14 protein-coding genes and 1 tRNA gene are annotated in these 16,092 nt (G+C 72.4%); 6 read left to right on the top strand and 9 right to left on the bottom strand.

The window, feature by feature from the left end; translation table 11 throughout:
* Window positions 1-165: 165 nt before the first annotated feature.
* Window positions 166-471: a MazG nucleotide pyrophosphohydrolase domain-containing protein gene (locus tag EHO50_RS05875; RefSeq protein WP_128428687.1), complete on the top strand. Its 306-nt coding sequence runs from the start codon at window positions 166-168 to the stop codon at window positions 469-471.
* Window positions 472-864: 393 nt separating this feature from the next.
* Window positions 865-1,971, top strand: coding sequence for an LLM class flavin-dependent oxidoreductase (locus tag EHO50_RS05870; protein WP_128428686.1), 1,107 nt, complete (start codon window positions 865-867; stop codon window positions 1,969-1,971).
* A gap of 27 nt (window positions 1,972-1,998) precedes the next feature.
* Here EHO50_RS05870 and EHO50_RS05865 read toward each other — a convergent pair whose 3' ends face one another.
* The gene (locus EHO50_RS05865; RefSeq protein ID WP_128428685.1) at window positions 1,999-3,831 is read right to left on the bottom strand and encodes a putative bifunctional diguanylate cyclase/phosphodiesterase; all 1,833 of its coding nucleotides are present in this window, start codon (window positions 3,829-3,831) and stop codon (window positions 1,999-2,001) included.
* A 345-nt stretch (window positions 3,832-4,176) separates the two neighbouring features.
* Here EHO50_RS05865 and EHO50_RS05860 point away from each other — a divergent pair, with 345 nt between their 5' ends.
* Window positions 4,177-5,589 carry a M6 family metalloprotease domain-containing protein gene (locus EHO50_RS05860; RefSeq protein WP_164904757.1) on the top strand — a complete coding sequence of 471 codons (1,413 nt, stop codon included), beginning with the start codon at window positions 4,177-4,179 and terminating at the stop codon, window positions 5,587-5,589.
* Between the two features lie 135 nt (window positions 5,590-5,724).
* On the opposite strand, the gene EHO50_RS05855 is transcribed toward EHO50_RS05860, so the two are convergent.
* From EHO50_RS05855 to EHO50_RS05825, 7 genes are all read right to left on the bottom strand, one after another.
* Window positions 5,725-5,798, bottom strand: a tRNA-Lys gene (locus EHO50_RS05855).
* Entirely contained in the window at window positions 5,789-6,364 is a 576-nt protein-coding gene (locus EHO50_RS05850; RefSeq protein ID WP_128428683.1) for a bifunctional DNA primase/polymerase, read from the bottom strand. The genes EHO50_RS05855 and EHO50_RS05850 overlap by 10 nt, the downstream gene beginning before the upstream one ends.
* 151 nt (window positions 6,365-6,515) lie before the next feature.
* The gene (locus tag EHO50_RS05845) at window positions 6,516-6,881 is read right to left on the bottom strand and encodes a hypothetical protein (RefSeq protein WP_128428682.1); all 366 of its coding nucleotides are present in this window, start codon (window positions 6,879-6,881) and stop codon (window positions 6,516-6,518) included.
* Window positions 6,882-7,041: 160 nt separating this feature from the next.
* Window positions 7,042-8,379 (bottom strand): AAA domain-containing protein, encoded by a 1,338-nt coding sequence (locus tag EHO50_RS05840; protein WP_128428681.1) that lies wholly within the window; start codon window positions 8,377-8,379, stop codon window positions 7,042-7,044.
* Window positions 8,376-9,980: a hypothetical protein gene (locus EHO50_RS05835; RefSeq protein WP_128428680.1), complete on the bottom strand. Its 1,605-nt coding sequence runs from the start codon at window positions 9,978-9,980 to the stop codon at window positions 8,376-8,378. The genes EHO50_RS05840 and EHO50_RS05835 overlap by 4 nt, the downstream gene beginning before the upstream one ends.
* On the bottom strand, window positions 9,971-11,128 hold the full coding sequence (locus tag EHO50_RS05830) for a hypothetical protein (RefSeq protein WP_128428679.1): 1,158 nt from the start codon (window positions 11,126-11,128) through the stop codon (window positions 9,971-9,973). The genes EHO50_RS05835 and EHO50_RS05830 overlap by 10 nt, the downstream gene beginning before the upstream one ends.
* Window positions 11,079-12,113, bottom strand: a complete 1,035-nt coding sequence (locus EHO50_RS05825) for a phosphatase PAP2 family protein (RefSeq protein ID WP_128428678.1) — start codon at window positions 12,111-12,113, stop codon at window positions 11,079-11,081. Before EHO50_RS05825 ends, EHO50_RS05830 begins: the two co-directional genes overlap by 50 nt.
* A 186-nt stretch (window positions 12,114-12,299) precedes the next feature.
* Here EHO50_RS05825 and EHO50_RS05820 point away from each other — a divergent pair, with 186 nt between their 5' ends.
* Window positions 12,300-12,896: a histidine phosphatase family protein gene (locus tag EHO50_RS05820; RefSeq protein WP_128428677.1), complete on the top strand. Its 597-nt coding sequence runs from the start codon at window positions 12,300-12,302 to the stop codon at window positions 12,894-12,896.
* Between the two features lie 40 nt (window positions 12,897-12,936).
* Here EHO50_RS05820 and EHO50_RS05815 read toward each other — a convergent pair whose 3' ends face one another.
* Window positions 12,937-14,415: an NsdA family TPR-like regulatory protein gene (locus EHO50_RS05815; RefSeq protein ID WP_128428676.1), complete on the bottom strand. Its 1,479-nt coding sequence runs from the start codon at window positions 14,413-14,415 to the stop codon at window positions 12,937-12,939.
* Window positions 14,416-14,681: 266 nt separating this feature from the next.
* On the opposite strand from EHO50_RS05815, the gene EHO50_RS05810 reads away from it, so the two are divergent.
* Together EHO50_RS05810 and EHO50_RS05805 are read left to right on the top strand one after the other, a co-directional pair.
* A complete protein-coding gene (locus tag EHO50_RS05810) occupies window positions 14,682-15,119 on the top strand; it encodes a hypothetical protein (RefSeq protein ID WP_246101054.1) in 438 nt (145 codons plus the stop codon).
* Window positions 15,120-15,197: 78 nt separating this feature from the next.
* Window positions 15,198-16,067 (top strand): spermidine synthase, encoded by an 870-nt coding sequence (locus tag EHO50_RS05805; protein ID WP_128428675.1) that lies wholly within the window; start codon window positions 15,198-15,200, stop codon window positions 16,065-16,067.
* Window positions 16,068-16,092 lie beyond the last annotated feature (25 nt).

The raw sequence follows: 16,092 nt of genomic DNA, 5'->3' as shown, positions 1-16,092 counted from the left end.
TCGGCCTGGTCACGGCTGAGAACTCTAAGGAGTGTGGGGACAGTTGGTCCAGCATTTGCCTGCTGTGAAGGTTCCGTGCCCAGGTCGCGGGGTCGCGTGTCATCGGTCACCAGGGGTCTCCCGTTAGGCTGCGAGGTATGGTCGGCGCCCGCCCTCGGAGGAGCCTTGGACATCCGTACGGCCCAGCAGCTCGCATGGCGCAACAAGCTCGACAAAGGCTTCAACACTACTGATGTCCCGCTGGAGTTCGGCCTGTTGAGCGCGGAGGTGGGCGAAGCCTTCACTGCCTGGCGCACGCGTTGTCCCGAGCTGGGGGAGGAACTGGCCGACGTGCTCCTGTACTTGGTTGCGCTGGCGGAGATGAACGGCATCGATCTCGACCACGAGGTCGGACTCAAGATCGAGAAGAATGCCCGCCGCCGGTACCGGCGTGACGAGAACGGTGTGCTCGTGCGCGTCGAGGAAGCTTGACCATCCTGACCCTGGTTGTCTCGGATGTCGAGATCGGCCCTCGAAGGCGTTGCCGTTGGTGATCGCCTTCGCCGTATCCGCATTCATTCGGCCGCAGTACCGATCCGCCAGTTTCGTGCTGGCCCGGCAGGTTTCACCACCGTCGGAGCTGAAACGCATCAATGTCCTGAGTTCGGCCTGTCTGCCGGCTCCGCGCAACTTTCTCCATCCGCTCTTCCATTCGGCGTCGATCGGTGACGACAACTTCACCCGATACCGAAGCGCGGACGCGGACGGCCTCATCGACAAGGCCGTGGCCCTCAGGCGGTGCCGCCTCTTGGGGAATAACCGGAGACACCCTCCTGTTAACGCCGGGCAGGACAGCTCACAGCACCGCAACAGGAGGCACCACCCGTGGCTGCAGACGAAACCCAGTCCGAAGAGATCCGGGGCACCACCCACGGCACCGCCCCCGTCCCCCTCTCCGTACTGGACCTGGTCACAGTCAGCTCCGGCCGCACCGCCACCGACGCGCTGCGCACCAGCGTCGACCTCTCCCGCCTCGCGGAGTCCCGCGGCTTCCACCGCTACTGGGTCGCCGAACACCACTCCATGCCCGGCGTGGCCTCCTCGTCCCCGGCCGTGATCCTCGCCCACATCGCCGCCCACACCGACCGCATCCGCCTCGGCTCCGGCGGCGTGATGCTCCCCAACCACGCCCCGCTCGTCATCGCGGAGCAGTTCGGCACGCTGGAGGCCATGGCCCCCGGCCGCATCGACCTCGGCCTCGGCCGCGCCCCCGGCACGGACGGCGCCACCGCAGCGGCCCTCCGCCGCACCGATCACCTGAGCGAGGGCGCCGACGACTTCCCCGAGCAGCTCGCCGAGCTCACCCGGTTCCTCGACGACGACTTCCCGGACGGCCACCCCTACCGCCGTATCCACGCCGTTCCCGGCCCGGTCCAGGCGACGTCACCCGGCGGTGTGCAGTCCCCGCACCGCCCGCCGATCTGGCTGCTCGGCTCCTCCGGCTTCAGCGCCCGCCTCGCCGCCGTCCTCGGCCTGCCCTTCGCCTTCGCGCACCACTTCTCGGCGCGGAACACCATCCCGGCCCTGGACCTGTACCGGGAGTCGTTCCAGCCGTCCGCCGTGCTCGACCGCCCGTACGCCCTCATCGGCGTCTCCGCCCTCGCCACCGACGAGGAGAAGGAGGCCCGCCGCCAGGTCAAGGCCGGCGCCCTCAGCATGATCCGCCTGCGCACCGGCCGCCCCGGCCTCATCCCCACCCCCGAGGAGGCCGAGGCTTATGAATTCACCCCGCTGGAGCGCGAGTTCGCCGACTCCTGGAACGCCAACGTCGTCCACGGCACCCCCGACGAGGTCCGCGCCGGCCTGGACGACCTCCAGAAGCGCACCGGTGCCGACGAGCTGATGATCACGAGCAACGCGCCCGGCATGGACATACGCCTGCGCTCGTACGAACTCATCGCGGACGCCTACGGGTTGCCCAAGGCCTCCTGATCCTCGCCCTGTACACCCAGCCGATCCTCACACCCGCACCCCCAGCAACTCGGAGATACGATCCGGCGACACCGGCCGTGAGTACAGCCACCCCTGGCCGGTGTCGCAGCCGATCCGGCGCAGGCGCGAGGCCTGGGCCAGGGTCTCCACGCACTCCGCGGTGACCGTCAGCCCCAGCCGGTGGGCGAGCTGGATCATCGCCTCGACCACGACCTCGTCGGCGGGGTTCGGCGGAACGGCGGTGCTGTTGTCGCTCTCGTACTGGAAGCCCCGTACGAAGGAGCCGTCCAGCTTCAGGACCGAGACCGGCAGGCGGCTGAGGTAGGCCAGGTTGGAGTAGCCGGTGCCGAAGTCGTCGATGGCGATGCGTACGCCCATGTCGCTGAGCGCCTGGAGGGCCTGGAGCGGTCTGCCCGCCGAACCCATCACCGCCGATTCGGTGAGCTCCAACTGGAGCAGGTGCGGGGCGAGTTCCGTCTCCTCGAGGATCCGCGCCACATCGGCGACCAGGTCGGAGTCCCAGACCTGGCGTACGGCCACGTTCACGCTCACGAAGATCGGCGGCTCGTCGGGGTGCGTCAACTGCCAGTCGCGGGCCTGGCGGCAGGCGGTCGCCAGGATCCAGCGGCCGAGCGGCACGATCGAGCCGTCCTCCTCGGCCAGTCCGATGAACCGATTCGGCGCCAGTACGCCGAACTGAGGATGTTTCCAGCGGACAAGCGCCTCGACGCCGCGCAGCAGGCCGTCCTCCATGCTCACCAACGGCTGGTACTCCAGGGCGAATTCACCGCGGTCGATGGCCGGGCGGAGGGTGGAGGCGAGGGCCTGGCGGGTCATGCGGTGGGCATTGCGTTCGGGGTCGAAGAGCGTCCAGCGGTCCTTGCCGTCGGCCTTCGCCCAGTACAGCGTGGTGTCGGCGGCCTGCATCAGGGCGGTGGGTGTGGTGCCGGCCGCCTGGCGTTCCACCACGCCGATCGAGGCGGCCACCGACAGGCGTCGGCCGGAGAGGTCGAAGGGGGTCCGCAGGGCTTCCAGGACCGACTCGGCGAGGTCGGCGAGTTGCTCGGTGCCCGTCGAGTCCTCGACGAGCAGGGCGAATTCGTCACCGCCGAGCCGGGCGACCAGGGGCGGGATCGACCTGGTCTGCCCCGCCTCCTCCGCGCAGCGCGTGAGCCGTTCGGCAACCGCGGCCAGCAGGCTGTCACCGACACGGTGGCCGAGGGTGTCGTTGATCGCCTTGAAGCCGTCAAGGTCCAGGTAGCACAGGCCGATTCGGCCGGTCGTGCCGTTCTCGTCGTACGACTCCGCCTCCAGCGCCGCCGACAGCCGCTCGAAGAACAGCGTGCGGTTGGGCAGCCGGGTCACCGGGTCGTGCATCTGCAAGTGCCGCAGCTTCGCCTGGAGTTCGCGGTGGGCGCTGATGTCGGCGACGGAGAGCAGGACGCCGCCCGGCTCCTCGGCGGGCAGGGGCGCGACCGTGACCTGGACCCACAGGGAGTGTCCGTCCGGGTGCTTGAGGCGGCGGGTGCAGCGCAGTTGGGCCTGGCGGCCGCGCAGCACCTCGCGGTAGGCGTGCCAGGCGCGGGCGTCGGAGGTGAGGTCCACCAGATCGGCGGCGACGCAGCCGGCCAGCTCCCCGGGAGCCTTACCGAGCAGGTCGGCGAAGGCGGGGTTGGTGTCGGTGACAAAGCCCTCGCGGTCGACCACGGCCATCGCCAGGGGTGCGGCCGAGAAGGCGGAGGAGTAGGGGGGTACCAGAGGCGGCGCCCCGGTACGGGGGGATGGCTGTACGTTGCTCTCTGTGACGGCCGGCTGGATGAGGTCTGCCGTAGGCGTCGGCCCTTCGGACGTTCCGCTCACCGCTCGCTCCCGCAGTGCACTCGATCTCGGATGGGTCTCATCGGAATGGCCGGCCGGGGGGCGGTCGGCCGCCAGGCCGTGTCCGTGCAGGAAAGTGTCAGGAAAGTGTGCCGATCATAGAGGCTGGTCCCGGGCCCTTCCAGCCACTGTTCAGTGTTCCCATGTGACCCGACCTTCTGACAGATCGTTTCTGCCCGCACCTGGACGGCTTCTTCGGGCCCCCGACCGATTGTGACGTTCCGTGAGCGATTCGGGGGTGTTGGTTCTGACGACCCCTCGGCCCTCTCACCCATCCGGTGCAGGCAAACAGGGCGTAGTACGACAATCTGACTGAGGCTGGGTGCGGTGTCCCGTGAACCGCTCCCGGAGGTCGACGTGCCGCGTCAGTTCCCCCTGCTCCCTGGGATGAGCCGGTTGTGGGAGTGGCCCCGACTGCGCAGCACCGCCGCACTGTTCACCACGATGTCGGCACTCACCGCGACGTCCCTGGTGGCCGGCCCCTCGGTCGCCGAACCGTTCGACACGACGCCCTGCGCCCTGACGCGCACCGACGCCCACCACTCCGAGGGCCTGGACACCTGGAACGCCTCCTATCCGCGCCCGGCCCGCAAACTCGACGCGGTCATGGTGTTCCTCTCCTTCCCGGACTCGGTCCCGCGGACGACACCCGCCGAACTGACGGCCGACCACTTTCCGGCCACCACCCGCTTCTTCGAACGCGCCTCCTACGGCAGATTCACCCTGCGCCCGCATCCGCTGCGGCACTGGATCCGGATGCCGAAGCCGTCCACGGCGTACGCCATACAGCGCGACTGGCGCGTCGCCGACCGGGCCGCCTATCTGCGCGACGCGCTCGCCGCGGCGGACCGGAAGGTGGACTTCTCCCGCTACGACGTCGTCTACTTCGTCGCCGACCCGGACGCGCCCGGCGTCGACTCGGACGCCACGAAGGTCGTCAACCTGGACGCCCCGCTGCGGGCCGACGGCACGGACATCCGGCGCGTCGTCACGGTGTTCGAGAACCATCCGCCGGACCGGCTGGTCCTCGCGCACGAGACCGGCCACGTCTTCGACCTGCCGGACCTGTACCACCGCCCGGCGGACGGCAAGGGCGACTGGGACACCTACGTCGGCGACTGGGACCTGATGGGCAGCCAGTTCGGAATGGCACCGGACCTGTTCGGCTGGCACAAGTGGAAGCTGGGGTGGCTGGAGCCGCGGCAGGTGGTGTGCGTGCGGGGGAAGGGAACCCGGGGTACGCGGCTGACGCTGGAGCCGCTGTCCGTGGGGCCGGGGGGCACGCCTGTCCAGACGGGTGCGGCTGGTGCGGCGGGGGCGCGCTGGCTGTCCGGTGCGTCGAGTGCCTCCGGGGCGTACGGCGGGGTCGGCGCCGTCGGTGCCGTGCCGGGCTTCGGGCTGGGTAACGGCACCAAGCTCGCGGTCGTGCGCACCGGCCCCGAAAGCGCCCTCGCCTTCGAGGTGCGCGGGCCGGTGGGCAACGATGTGCAGACCTGTCGGCAGGGTGTGCTGGTGTACCGGGTGCGCAGCCGGGCCGAGTCCGGGGGTGGGCCGGTCGAGGTGATCGACGCCCACCCGCGCAGCGAGGCCTGCTGGGAGGAGTCCGTGTATCCGCCGCTCGCGGACGCGCCGGTCGGGCTCGGTGAGAGCTTCACGGTGCCCGGGGACGGTGTGCGGGTGGAGGTGGAGGGGCGTACCGCCTCGGGGGCGTGGACGGTGAAGATCACGGCGGTCGGGTAGCGCCTGCGCCGGGTTCGGGTAACGCTCGCGCCGGGGCTGGGGGTGCGTGGCGGCCGGGCGGTGCGCCGGGGCGAAACGGTACGCCGGGGCGCACGCGAAAAGCCCCTCGCTTCCGCGAGGGGCTTTTACTGTCTGTGCGCCGCCAGGGACTCGAACCCCGGACCCGCTGATTAAGAGTCAGCTGCTCTAACCAACTGAGCTAGCGGCGCCTGCTGACGTCGTAGACCTTAGCATCCTGGTCGGCGTGGGGAAAAATCGATATCCGAACGGCCGCGCGAGCCGCCCGCACGGCCGCCCAGAGGAGTACCTCGGGGCCGGGCAGCCAGGGATTACGGGTGTCCGGGGCGACCAGCCAGCGGGACCCCGACGGGGCGGCGGTGCCGGACCGGGCCGGAACGGTCACCGCGTCTCCCGTGCCGTGGCACAGCAGCGGCGGGACGTCGCCCGCGCGGCCGAACTCCTCCCACCGCAGCAGCGACGGCAGCCGCTGGGCCGTGCCGGGCGCGGCGAACACCAGCATCCGGCCCCGGAACATCGCCACCGGTCCCGATCCGGGCCCCTCCTCCCACAGCTGGTCGACCATCCGGCGCCCGAAGATCGCGGGCGCGCTCACGATGTCGAAGACATGGCCGCAGGCCAGGACCACGGGGGCCTCAGGGTGCTCGTCCCAGAGCGCCCGGGTGCTGCGCGGATACGGTTCTGCGGAGGCGAGCCAGGCGGCGCCGTCCGCGGTGAGGGAGGCGGGGGAGGACGGGGCGTTGCGTGTGCTGCTCATGGCAGATACATCTACCGACGGTGAGCGCGCCGTTCCCGAGAGTTCCCGGAAATCGGGACAGGGTGGGGTGCCAGGGCGTATCTTGCCCGCCTGGCATATGCCCGTGGGGCACCCACGTCGGGCCGCGACGAGCCACGTCGGGCCGTGTCGGTCACACCGGGTCGACGTGCCTGGGCCCCTCGACCCCCCGCATGAGATCCCTGCCGAACTCGACCATCTTCTTGGCGTAGTCCTCGGTCCACTCGGCCTGCGCGGCGATGTCGGCGGGCGTCAGCCGGTCGAACCGCCGGGGGTCCGCCAGCTGGGCCGCCGCCATGGCCTGGAACTCCACCGCACGGTCCGTCGCCGCCCGGAACGCCTGCGTCAGCTCGGTCGCCCGCGCCAGCAGCGCCCGCGGGTCGTCGATCGACTCCAGGTCGAAGAAGTGCTCCGGGTCGGCGGCCACCTCCGCGGGCTCGAAGAGCAAGGGCGCGGGGCGTAGCCGCGGTTCGTTCCGACGCGGCGTGGGCTCCGCCATGTTTTCTCCTTCTCTTACATCACCGATCTGGTACGTCACCGATCTGATTGCTCCCCGGCGACCAACCCCCGCAACCGGGCACCCCCCCAGCGGACCGGTCCACCGTCCATTGTCCCGCGCCCGCGCAAGTGGGCGTCGGGACAGGTCAGGCGGGCTGCCGTCAGCTAGGCCGCCACGCCACCCGATGCTCCGCGAGCCGCGCCAACACCGCGTGATTCGCCTCCCAGCCGTCGGGAAACTTCACCAGCGTCCCCAGTTGCACCGGCTCCGTCGACGGATAGTCGTCCAGCAGCTCGCTCACCCCGGCCCGGCACACCACGATGCAGGCGTGCCGGTGGCGGGAGGCGAGGACGCACAGGCGGCCCGTCTCCAGGTGGAAGGCGGTGGCGTCGGGGCGGCCGGAGAGGGGGTGGAGGACGACCGTGACGTCGTACTCGCGGCCCTGGAGACGGTTCGCCGTGTCGACGGTGACGTCTGTCACGCCCAGCTCTGCCAGTGCCGCCCGGACCGCCGCCGCCTGGTCCCGGTGGGCCGTGCCGACCGCGATCCGGTCGGCGGTGAGGGGCGCGGGATCGGGCGAGCGCTCCGACGTGGCCGCGCCGCCACGGTCCAGGAGGCGTCGTACGACCGTCGCCACCGCCCGTACCGCCTCGGGGTCGGTGCGCGGCGTGTGCCGGGCGGGCAGCTCCAGCAGGCCCCAGCCCGCCTCGGCCGCCTCGTCGATCACCCGGTCCGGCCCCGAGCCGTCCGACGGGACCGCGAAGGCGAGCCGACGGTCGTCGTGGCCGGTGCCGCTGCGGAAGGGGGTGTAGGGGTAGAAGGCGTCGGACACGAGGGGCGCGGCGGAGGCCGGGAGCCGCCAGGACACCGGCAGGCGGTGTTGCGGCAGCTCGGGGTTGTGGGCGAGGAGGGTGGTCACGGCGGACGCCGACGGGTCGTACGACAGGCCCGCCCACTGCTCGCTGCCCACGATCGCGAACGGGTCCAGCTGGCCCGGGTCGCCCACGAAAAGCGCCCGCTCGAACAGCCCCGCCACGGCGAGCAGCGAGTCCGAGCGCATCTGGTACGCCTCGTCGACGATCGCATGCCGCCAGGGCTCGTCGACCTTGACGTGCGCCCACTTGGCCGCCGTGGAGATCACGACCGAGAGGCCGGTCAGGTCACCTGCCTTCGCCGACTTGCGTACGTTCGGCAGGTCGTCCAGCGCCTTGTCGTACGGGTCGGCGTCGCTGCTGTGCAGGCGGCCCACCGGCAGCTCGGGGTTCTTCTCGGCGAGCCTCAGCACCAGGTCGTCCACCTGGGCGTTGGTCTGCGCGACCACCATCAGCGGGCGTCCGGCGTCGGCGAGTTCCAGGGCCGCCCGGACGACGAGCGTGGACTTGCCGGCGCCGGGTGGGGAGTCGACGACGACACCGCGCGCGGTGCCGTGCAGGGTGTCGCGGAGGATCGCGTCGGTGGCACGGGTGGCCGCGGCGCCCGGATCGAAGGCGCTGGTCACAGCACGTCCTCCGCGGTCAGGGGATCGGCGGTCTCGGACTCCTGCTCCCCGGGCGGCCCGCCGTGCGTCCACGGTGTCTGCTCGGGGTCGGGCAGCTTGGCCCCGCCCCGCTGCTCGTGCTCGAACGTCGTGAAGCAGATCAGGTCGCCCTTCTCCGGCACGGACCCCTCCTCCGGTTCCTTGCCGCGGCCCATCTTGTCGAGCGCGCGCAGCACGACCAGCGCGCCGCCGTCCTCCAGCTCCCCCTCGTACCCGACGAACTCCGCCGCCTGTGGCTTCCCGCCCAGCGACCGGAACACCTTGGCCCGCTCGCCCAGATGCGGCCGGTCGTCCGTGCGGACGGTGACCAGTGGGCGCGGGCTCGGCCGCTTGCCCTCGCTGTACGCCATGACGACCTCGGTGACCTCGCCCGCGAAGGCCTCCCCGGCCAGCCGCCGCCCCGCCATCACCAGCGGGTCGTCGAGCGCCTCCTGGGCCTCCAGCCGGGCCTGTTCGCGCTCGCGCGCGGCGAGCTTGTTGGCAGCGGTGACCGCGTCGTCCCGGCGCGGCTGCGGGGGCTCGCCGGCCACGACGCGGTCGCGGTGGCCGGTGAAGGACCAGCGGTCGCGGGTCCACCGCTCCTCGACCCGCCCGGCCTCGGGCAACTCCCGCAGCAGCTCCAGGCCGCGCCACACCGCGTCCCAGGTGGGCCGGGTCCGGCTCTCGACGAGGGCGCGGATCTCCCGCTCGGCGGCGGTGAGGTCGCCGAGCCGGTCGTCGGCCTCCAGCCCGTCCTCGGCAGCGGCGAGGGCGGTGCGGGCCCGGTCGTAGCGCTCGATGGCGGGGGCGAGCAGCTTGTTGTCGAACGCCGGGTCGGTGGCGGGGCCGGCCGGCGGGCACAGCAACTGCCCCTCCCGGTCACGCGCGAGTTCCGCCCGCAGTGCCGCCTCGGCGCCCGTCTCACCCTCCGGCGGCGCGATCCAGGCCAGCAGCGCGCCGAGATGCTGGTCCTCCAGGGTGGACTGGCCGGTCGCCCAGTGCCGGGACAGTACGTCCGTCATGGCCAGCAGCAGCGAGGAGCCGGGCACGCGGGCCCGCTCGCCGAAGTGGGTCAGCCAGCGGCCGAGCAGCGGCACGCGCGGGGGCGCGGGGTAGGGGGCCTCGGGGTCCTGCTCCGCCGTACGCCTGAAGCGCATGGAGCGGCCCAGGAGCCTTACGAAGTCGATGCCCGCGCGGCTCGGCACGATGAGCTGCGGGGCGTCCGCGCACAGCTCGACCTCGACCTTGACCCGCTTGCCGGTCTCCGGATCGGTCTCGTTGCGCTCGGCGGCCTCGACGTCATCGGCGTAGGTGTCGATGTACGGCAGGACGATGTCCGCCAGCTCGGACAGGAACGCGAACCTGAGGTCCCGGTCGCGCGGCTGCGGCACGACCAGCAGGTGCGGGGCGTCCCGGTCCGTGCCGACCAGCGCGCCGAGCGGGGCGCCGGCCTCACCGGCGGTGGTGAGGGGCACGAAGACCAGGGGCCGCTCGGACAGGCGCCGGTGGCGGACGGTGGCGGCCGGCTGGGCGCGGCCGGTGCTGACGGCCTCGAGGCGGGCGAGGGTGGCGATCAGTGACACGGGGCCACCGCCTCCGTGCCGAGGGCTTCCGCACGCAGCCGCGCCGCCCTGCGCAGAGCGGCCACCGCCGGGTCGTCCGGGTCGCCGGTCTCGCCCCGGGCCGCCGACAGGACGTCCTCGACCGTCGTCAGGCCGCCCAGCTCGGCCCGCACCGAACGGCCCAGCGACGTCACCGCGCCGGACGCACGGGAGCGGGCGCGGCAGTGGAAGGCCAGTTCGCAGGCGGACAGGCACTCGGGCGCGTACGTCGCCGGGACCGACTCGACGGCTGCCGTCAGGTCGGCGGTGGGCAGGTCGGGGGAGAAGCAGGTGCCGGCGGGGAGCGTGTCGGCGATGTCCTCGATGCGGGTGAGACGGGCCAGCTGGCGGGCGGTCACCGCGCGCTGCTTACGGACGTCGACGGCGGAGGCGGTGGGGAGGTTGGAGAAGTCCTTGGGGCAGACCAGGAGGACGCGATGGCGCACGCGCGGGGCGGGGGTGGCGCCCCCCTCCGGTCCCGAGCCGAGCCGGGCGGCGATCTGCTCCAGTGCCAGCACGTACACCGCCGACTGCCGCGCGGCCGCGCCCACCTTCGCCGGGTCCGCCGAACCGTCCAGCATCGGGAACGACTTGATCTCCACGACCGTCCAGCTGCTGTCCGGGTGCACGACCACCGCGTCCGGCTCCAGGAAGGCCGGGGAGCCGGCGACGTCCAGCGCGAGCATCGGATGGTCGAGCAGCGTCCACTCGCCGCTCGCCTCGGTGGCCTCCCGCAGCGCCAGTGCCGTACGGGCCGTGCGGCCCTCGGGGCCGGTCGCGGTGAGCTCGGGCACGTGCGCGTGGGCGGGCGGTTCGGCGGTGCGGTCCAGCTTCTCGTGCACCAGCCGCAGCAGCTCCGCGCCGCCGTCCGCCTTGACCTTGGCCTCGAAGGCGTTCCCGCGGGTGAAGGCGAACTGCGACTGCCCGAACACCGACGGCGAGCCCAGCGCGCCCGCCAGCGCCGCCTTGTTCACCCCGGCACCGTCCAGGATCGCGCGCCGCTTGCAGCCCGGGTTGGCGGCGAGGGCGGCCAGGGCGCGCGCGTCCAGCGCCTTGGCCGGTACGTCGGGACCGCGCAGCTCAGCGAGCCGGTGCCGGAGCGCCGTCCCCCGCGTCCTGGGGAGAGGCACTCGGCTCGGCTCCGGTTGCGACCCGGGACTCGCGCTGCCGTGGAATTCGCTCACCCGCGGAAGTCTGGCATCCGCCACTGACAATTGAGGAAGATGCGTCACCAGAGCCGACGGGGACGGAGCCGCCGGAGCCCACCGGGACGGTGTCGCCCGAGCCCGTCGCGCCCGTCGCGACCGCGTCGCGGGAGGCCGTGGCGACCGGCGCGACCTCCGCCCCGAACCGCGCCCTGACCCGGTCCGCGGTCCGCAGGACGTACGGCGCCAGCAGCAGCCCGACACCCATCACCGCGGCGCCCGCGGCCGCGTCGAGGAAGTAGTGGTTGGCGGTGCCCATCACGACGATCGTGGTGATCAGGGGGTAGGCGACGGCCGCCACCTTCGTGAGGCGCGTCCCGCCGTACCGCCACAGCATCACCCCGCACCACAGCGCCCAGCCGACGTGCAGACTCGGCATGGCCGCGTACTGGTTCGTCATGCCGCCCATGCCCCGGGGCGCGCTCGCCTCGCCGCCCCACCAGCCGTAGGAGCTGTACTGGGCCATCGTGTCCACGAAGCCGTAGCTCTCGGCGAGCAGCCGGGGCGGGCAGGTGGGCAGCAGGGTGAAGCCGATCAGGCCTATGAAGGTCGACGTCATCAGCCAGGTGCGGGCCGCGCGGTAGTGCACGGTGCGCGAGCGGAAGAGCCAGACCAGGAGCACGGGCGTGACCAGGTAGTGCAGGGACGCGTACCAGAAGTCGGCCGGGACGCCGATCCAGGGCTCGCGGGTGAAGAGGCGGTTGAGGGGGTGCTCCGCGTTGAGGTGCAGGGCCTTTTCGATGTCCAGGATCGCGAGGCCGTGGTCGACGGCGCTGCTGACATCGCCCCGGGCGAGGAGCCGGCCGGCCGAATAGCAGGCGTAGACCAGCAGTATCAGCGGCAGCTCGGTCCACCATCGCAGGCGGGTCCGCGGCGTCGCCTCCACGCCAGCTGTCTCGGCGTGCGGCATCCGATCGCCTCCCCCTTCTCGTCGCGGCGCCCGGTGGACCGGTCGAACCACTTTACGGTGTACGCGTGCGCCCCCTTCGGGCACCCCGGCCCTCAAGACGCAGAGATCGCCCCCCGGGTTGCCCGCACACAGCGTGCGCGATGATGGACCGGTTCCGCCTCTCGTTTCTCCCGGAAGGTCCCTTCGATGGCACCGCGCATCCTGCTGGCCCGGCACGGACAGACGGCATGGTCGCTGGCCGGCAAGCACACGGGCAGGACCGATGTGCCGCTTCTTGAGGAGGGTCGCAGGGGCGCGAAGCTGCTGGGCGAACGCCTGCACCGGCCGCCGCTGGACGGGCTGGCCGGGATCGAGGTCCGCACCAGCCCGCTGTCACGCGCGCGTGAGACGTGCGAACTCGCCGGCTTCGGCGACCGCGCGCGTACCTGGGACACGCTCATGGAGTGGGACTACGGCGCGTACGAGGGCATGACCCCGGCGGACATCCAGGCCGTACGGCCCGGCTGGCTCATCTGGCGCGACGGCGTGCCCGAGGGCGAGAGCCTGTCCGAGGTGACCGCCCGGGCCGACGAGGTGGTGACGTGGGCGCGCGAGGCGGACCGGGACGTGCTGGTGTTCGCACACGGGCACATACTCCGCTCCATAGGCGCGCGCTGGCTGGGCCTGCCGCTCGACTTCGCGGCACGGATCCGGCTCAATCCCACGTCGCTGTCGGTGCTGGGATGGGCCTACGGGGAGCCGGCGATCGAGAGCTGGAACGACCTGGGGCACCTGGCGGCGTAACGGTCGCCCGGCGTCGCTGTCGGCAGGATGCCGCCGCCGACTACGCCGTGCGAGGCACGCTCGCGTGCCTCTCCAGGAACGCCGACACCCCGCTCGCCCGACGGTGCGGCAGCAGCACCCGTGCCGTTCCCGCCAGCATCGTCTGCACCCGCGACGACTGCACCTGGTCCAGCAGGTCCAGCACCCGCATCCCGGCCGCGGCGGCCTCGTCGGGAAGGCCCCCGCGAGCCAGGTCGTCCGCCAGTTCCGCCGTGTACAGCGCGATGTTGCGGGTGAAGTGCGGATCCTGGAGCTGGGCCGCCCGCCCGGCGTGCCGCGCCGCCCGCCGCCAGTTGCCCAGCGTCGACCAGCACTGCGCCTCCAGGGCCTCCAGTTCGGCCTCGCCGTAGAAGGTCATCCACTCGGGGTCCGCGTCCGAGTGGCCCCGCTCGTAGAACGCCACCGCGCGGGCGAGGGCCTGTTCGCATCCGGTGCGGTCGGCGAGCCCCGCCCAGCCGCCCGCCTCGCGCAGCGCGAGCAGGGACATCAGGCGGGGGGACCCCAGGGGACGCGCGACGCGTTGCGCGGCCTGCGCCGCCCGGACCGCCTCGCGGGGCCGGCCCGCGTCGCGCGCGAGGAACGACGTGTTGCAGAAGGCGTGCGCCTCCAGCGCCGGGTCGCCCGCCATCCGGGCGGTCGCCAACGCCTCCGCGTAGTGCGAGCGCGCGTCGTCGAAGCGCCCCGAGTCGTGCGCCAGCCACCCCACCGAGATGGCCAGCTCACCCGCGCCCGAGTGGAGCCGCTCGCCGGTCGCCTGCCGGGTCGTACCGGCGTCGAGCAGCGCGTAGGCGGCACGCAGCGGGGCGGCCGCGCGCCGGTAGAGGCCGTCGGCGCCGTGCCGGTCGTCGAGCAGCCGGATGCGGCGTACGGCTTCCTCGAGCGCCTCCGCCTCGTGCCCCCCGACACGTCTGACGGGACGCGCCGCGGCCGCGGCGTCGAAGGTGAGCCCCAGGGGGCCCAGCGAGGCGGCGGCCACCGTGGCGCCCCCGCCGGTCATGAATGCGCGACGCAGCACGTCGCTCTCCTCGTGGATCTCGTCGTTCTCGTGGTTCTGCTGTGCGCCGTACGGCTCGTACGGGTCCTGCGGGTCTCGTGGGACATACGGCTCGTCGGCCCCCCACGTCTCACTCGGGGTGTGCGCCGGGCTCGTGGTGTGTACGAGGGGCGCGTCCTCGTCGGTGTGCGCCCGGCGCCCGCGTACGGACGAGCGGGGCGCAAAGCCGAGGTCGGTGAGCGTGCGGCCGGGGAACATGTGCAGGAACACCCGTTCGTACGCATAGTTGGGGCAGCGAATCTCGCCGGCCTCGACCCGTCCGACGTAACGCGCGTCACAGCTGACCCGCTCACCGATCTCGCGGGCGGCCCGTCGTACCACCGCGGCGAACTCGGCCGGCGAGCGCTGTCCACGCAACTGCCGGAACGCGAGATTCGGCCGCGGGGGCCTGGGGTACTGGGACGAGGTCAGCTCTGACGACGCCATGGCCGGGTCCTCTCGTGCGAACCGTCGAACCATGCCGGAACGAGGACGAGTTGAACCGAATATCCGTGTGGTGCCCTTGTCTCCGGCGGGCAAGAACGTACCTGCTGTAGCGGAGTCGCCACGCAGTGTTTAGCTACAAACCGGATATCTCATACGTGATCTGCCATGAACTGCCATCCTTTGCGGCTGACTTCCGCCGTAGCCGTTGCCATCGCGCCGCGTTGAACTCTTCGGACTGCAAAAGGGGTTCCGTGGTGGAGGTCGAGATGGAGACCAGCCAGAGCGTCGTTCCTCGGACGCCATCGACGACGGCGGGGCATGCGCCGACAGCAGAGTTCAGCGAGCCGCCGGAGGTGGGCTGCGACGTGGTCACCGTTCCGGCGCGGCAGGGCCTGGAGGCGGTCGACATCCTGCGGCGGGGCGCCGGCGACGGGGTGGGGCCCGTGCTGCACGACGACGGTGGCGACACGCTGGGCTTCGTGGTCCCGCCCGGCACGGCGGCCGCCTGGGACGTGCCGGGCAGCACCTGTACGGAGACCGACGGCCGGGGGCTCAGCCTGAACCTGAACCCCGAGCCGCCGGTCGAGGGCTCGGACTGGCTCCTGCCGCCCGGGGAGGCGGACCTGGCGACCGATCCCGCAGTGCTGCGGGCGGCGCTGGGAGAGGCGGCGCGGTTGATCGAGGCGGCCGACAACTGTCGGTGACGTGCGGTCGCCGGTGCGCTGCCGCACGGCACGGCTCGACAGCGGGTGGGAGTGCCCGTACCCCCTGATAATGGCCTCGTGGGAAAGTCCAGGAACCCCCGGCGCTCCGGCGCGGCCGTCGCCTCCGTCGTCGAGACCGTCGACGGCGGGCTCGCCGAGCTCATACCCGACCGGGACCGCGCGCGGGCCTGGACGCTGCTGATCGACGGAGCCCCGCAGTCGCACGTGGATCTCGACGACCCCGGCTACCTCTCCTTCGAGTACCAGCGCCGCCTCGGGCACGTCATCGACCTCGTCGCCCCACCCGGCAAACCCGTACAGGCCGTGCACCTGGGCGGAGGCGCCCTCACCCTCGCCCGCTACGTCGCCGCCACCCGTCCCCGCTCCACCCAGCAGGTCGTCGAGCGCGACGCGGCCCTGGTCCAACTGGTTCGCCGAGAGCTGCCGTTGGACCGGAACGCCCGCATCCGGGTGCGGTCCGTCGATGCGCGCGAAGGGCTCACCAAGGTGCCCGACGGCTGGGCCGACCTCGTCATCGCCGACGTCTTCAGCGGGGCCCGCACCCCGGCCCACCTCACCTCCGCCGAGTTCCTCGACGAGGTCCGCCGGGCGCTGAAACCCGGTGGCTGGTACGCCGCCAACCTCGCCGACGGGCCGCCGCTCGCGCATCTGCGCGGCCAGATCGCCACCGCTGCCGCCCGGTTCGCCGAGCTGGCACTGGTCGCCGACCCGACCGTGCTGCGCGGCAAGCGCTTCGGCAACGCGGTCCTCGTCGCCGCCGACCTGCCGCTCCCGGTCGCCGAACTGACCCGCCGCGCCGCGTCCGACCCACACCCGGGCCGGGTCGAACACGGCAGGTCCCTCACCGACTTCACGGGTGGTGCCGTACCGGTGACGGACGCGGCGGCGGTGGCCTCACCGGCGCCACCGGCGTCCGTCTTCAGGTGAGTCGGGACCCGGCACCGGCTCAAGG

The organism is Streptomyces cyaneus (genome assembly GCF_004028635.1).
GTDB classification, from domain to species: domain Bacteria; phylum Actinomycetota; class Actinomycetes; order Streptomycetales; family Streptomycetaceae; genus Streptomyces; species Streptomyces cyaneus.
The sequence above is the reverse complement of the archived record's forward strand: the minus strand, read 5'-3'. Positions and strand labels throughout refer to the sequence as shown.

Coding starts and splice junctions, on each gene's coding strand:
- EHO50_RS05850 (WP_128428683.1), bottom strand. CDS start 6,364: ATGAGCAGCACACGCAACGCCCCGTCCTCCCCCGCCTCCCTCACCGCG.
- EHO50_RS05845 (WP_128428682.1), bottom strand. CDS start 6,881: ATGGCGGAGCCCACGCCGCGTCGGAACGAACCGCGGCTACGCCCCGCG.
- EHO50_RS05825 (WP_128428678.1), bottom strand. CDS start 12,113: ATGCCGCACGCCGAGACAGCTGGCGTGGAGGCGACGCCGCGGACCCGC.
- EHO50_RS05820 (WP_128428677.1), top strand. CDS start 12,300: ATGGCACCGCGCATCCTGCTGGCCCGGCACGGACAGACGGCATGGTCG.
- EHO50_RS05815 (WP_128428676.1), bottom strand. CDS start 14,415: ATGGCGTCGTCAGAGCTGACCTCGTCCCAGTACCCCAGGCCCCCGCGG.
- EHO50_RS05810 (WP_246101054.1), top strand. CDS start 14,682: ATGGAGACCAGCCAGAGCGTCGTTCCTCGGACGCCATCGACGACGGCG.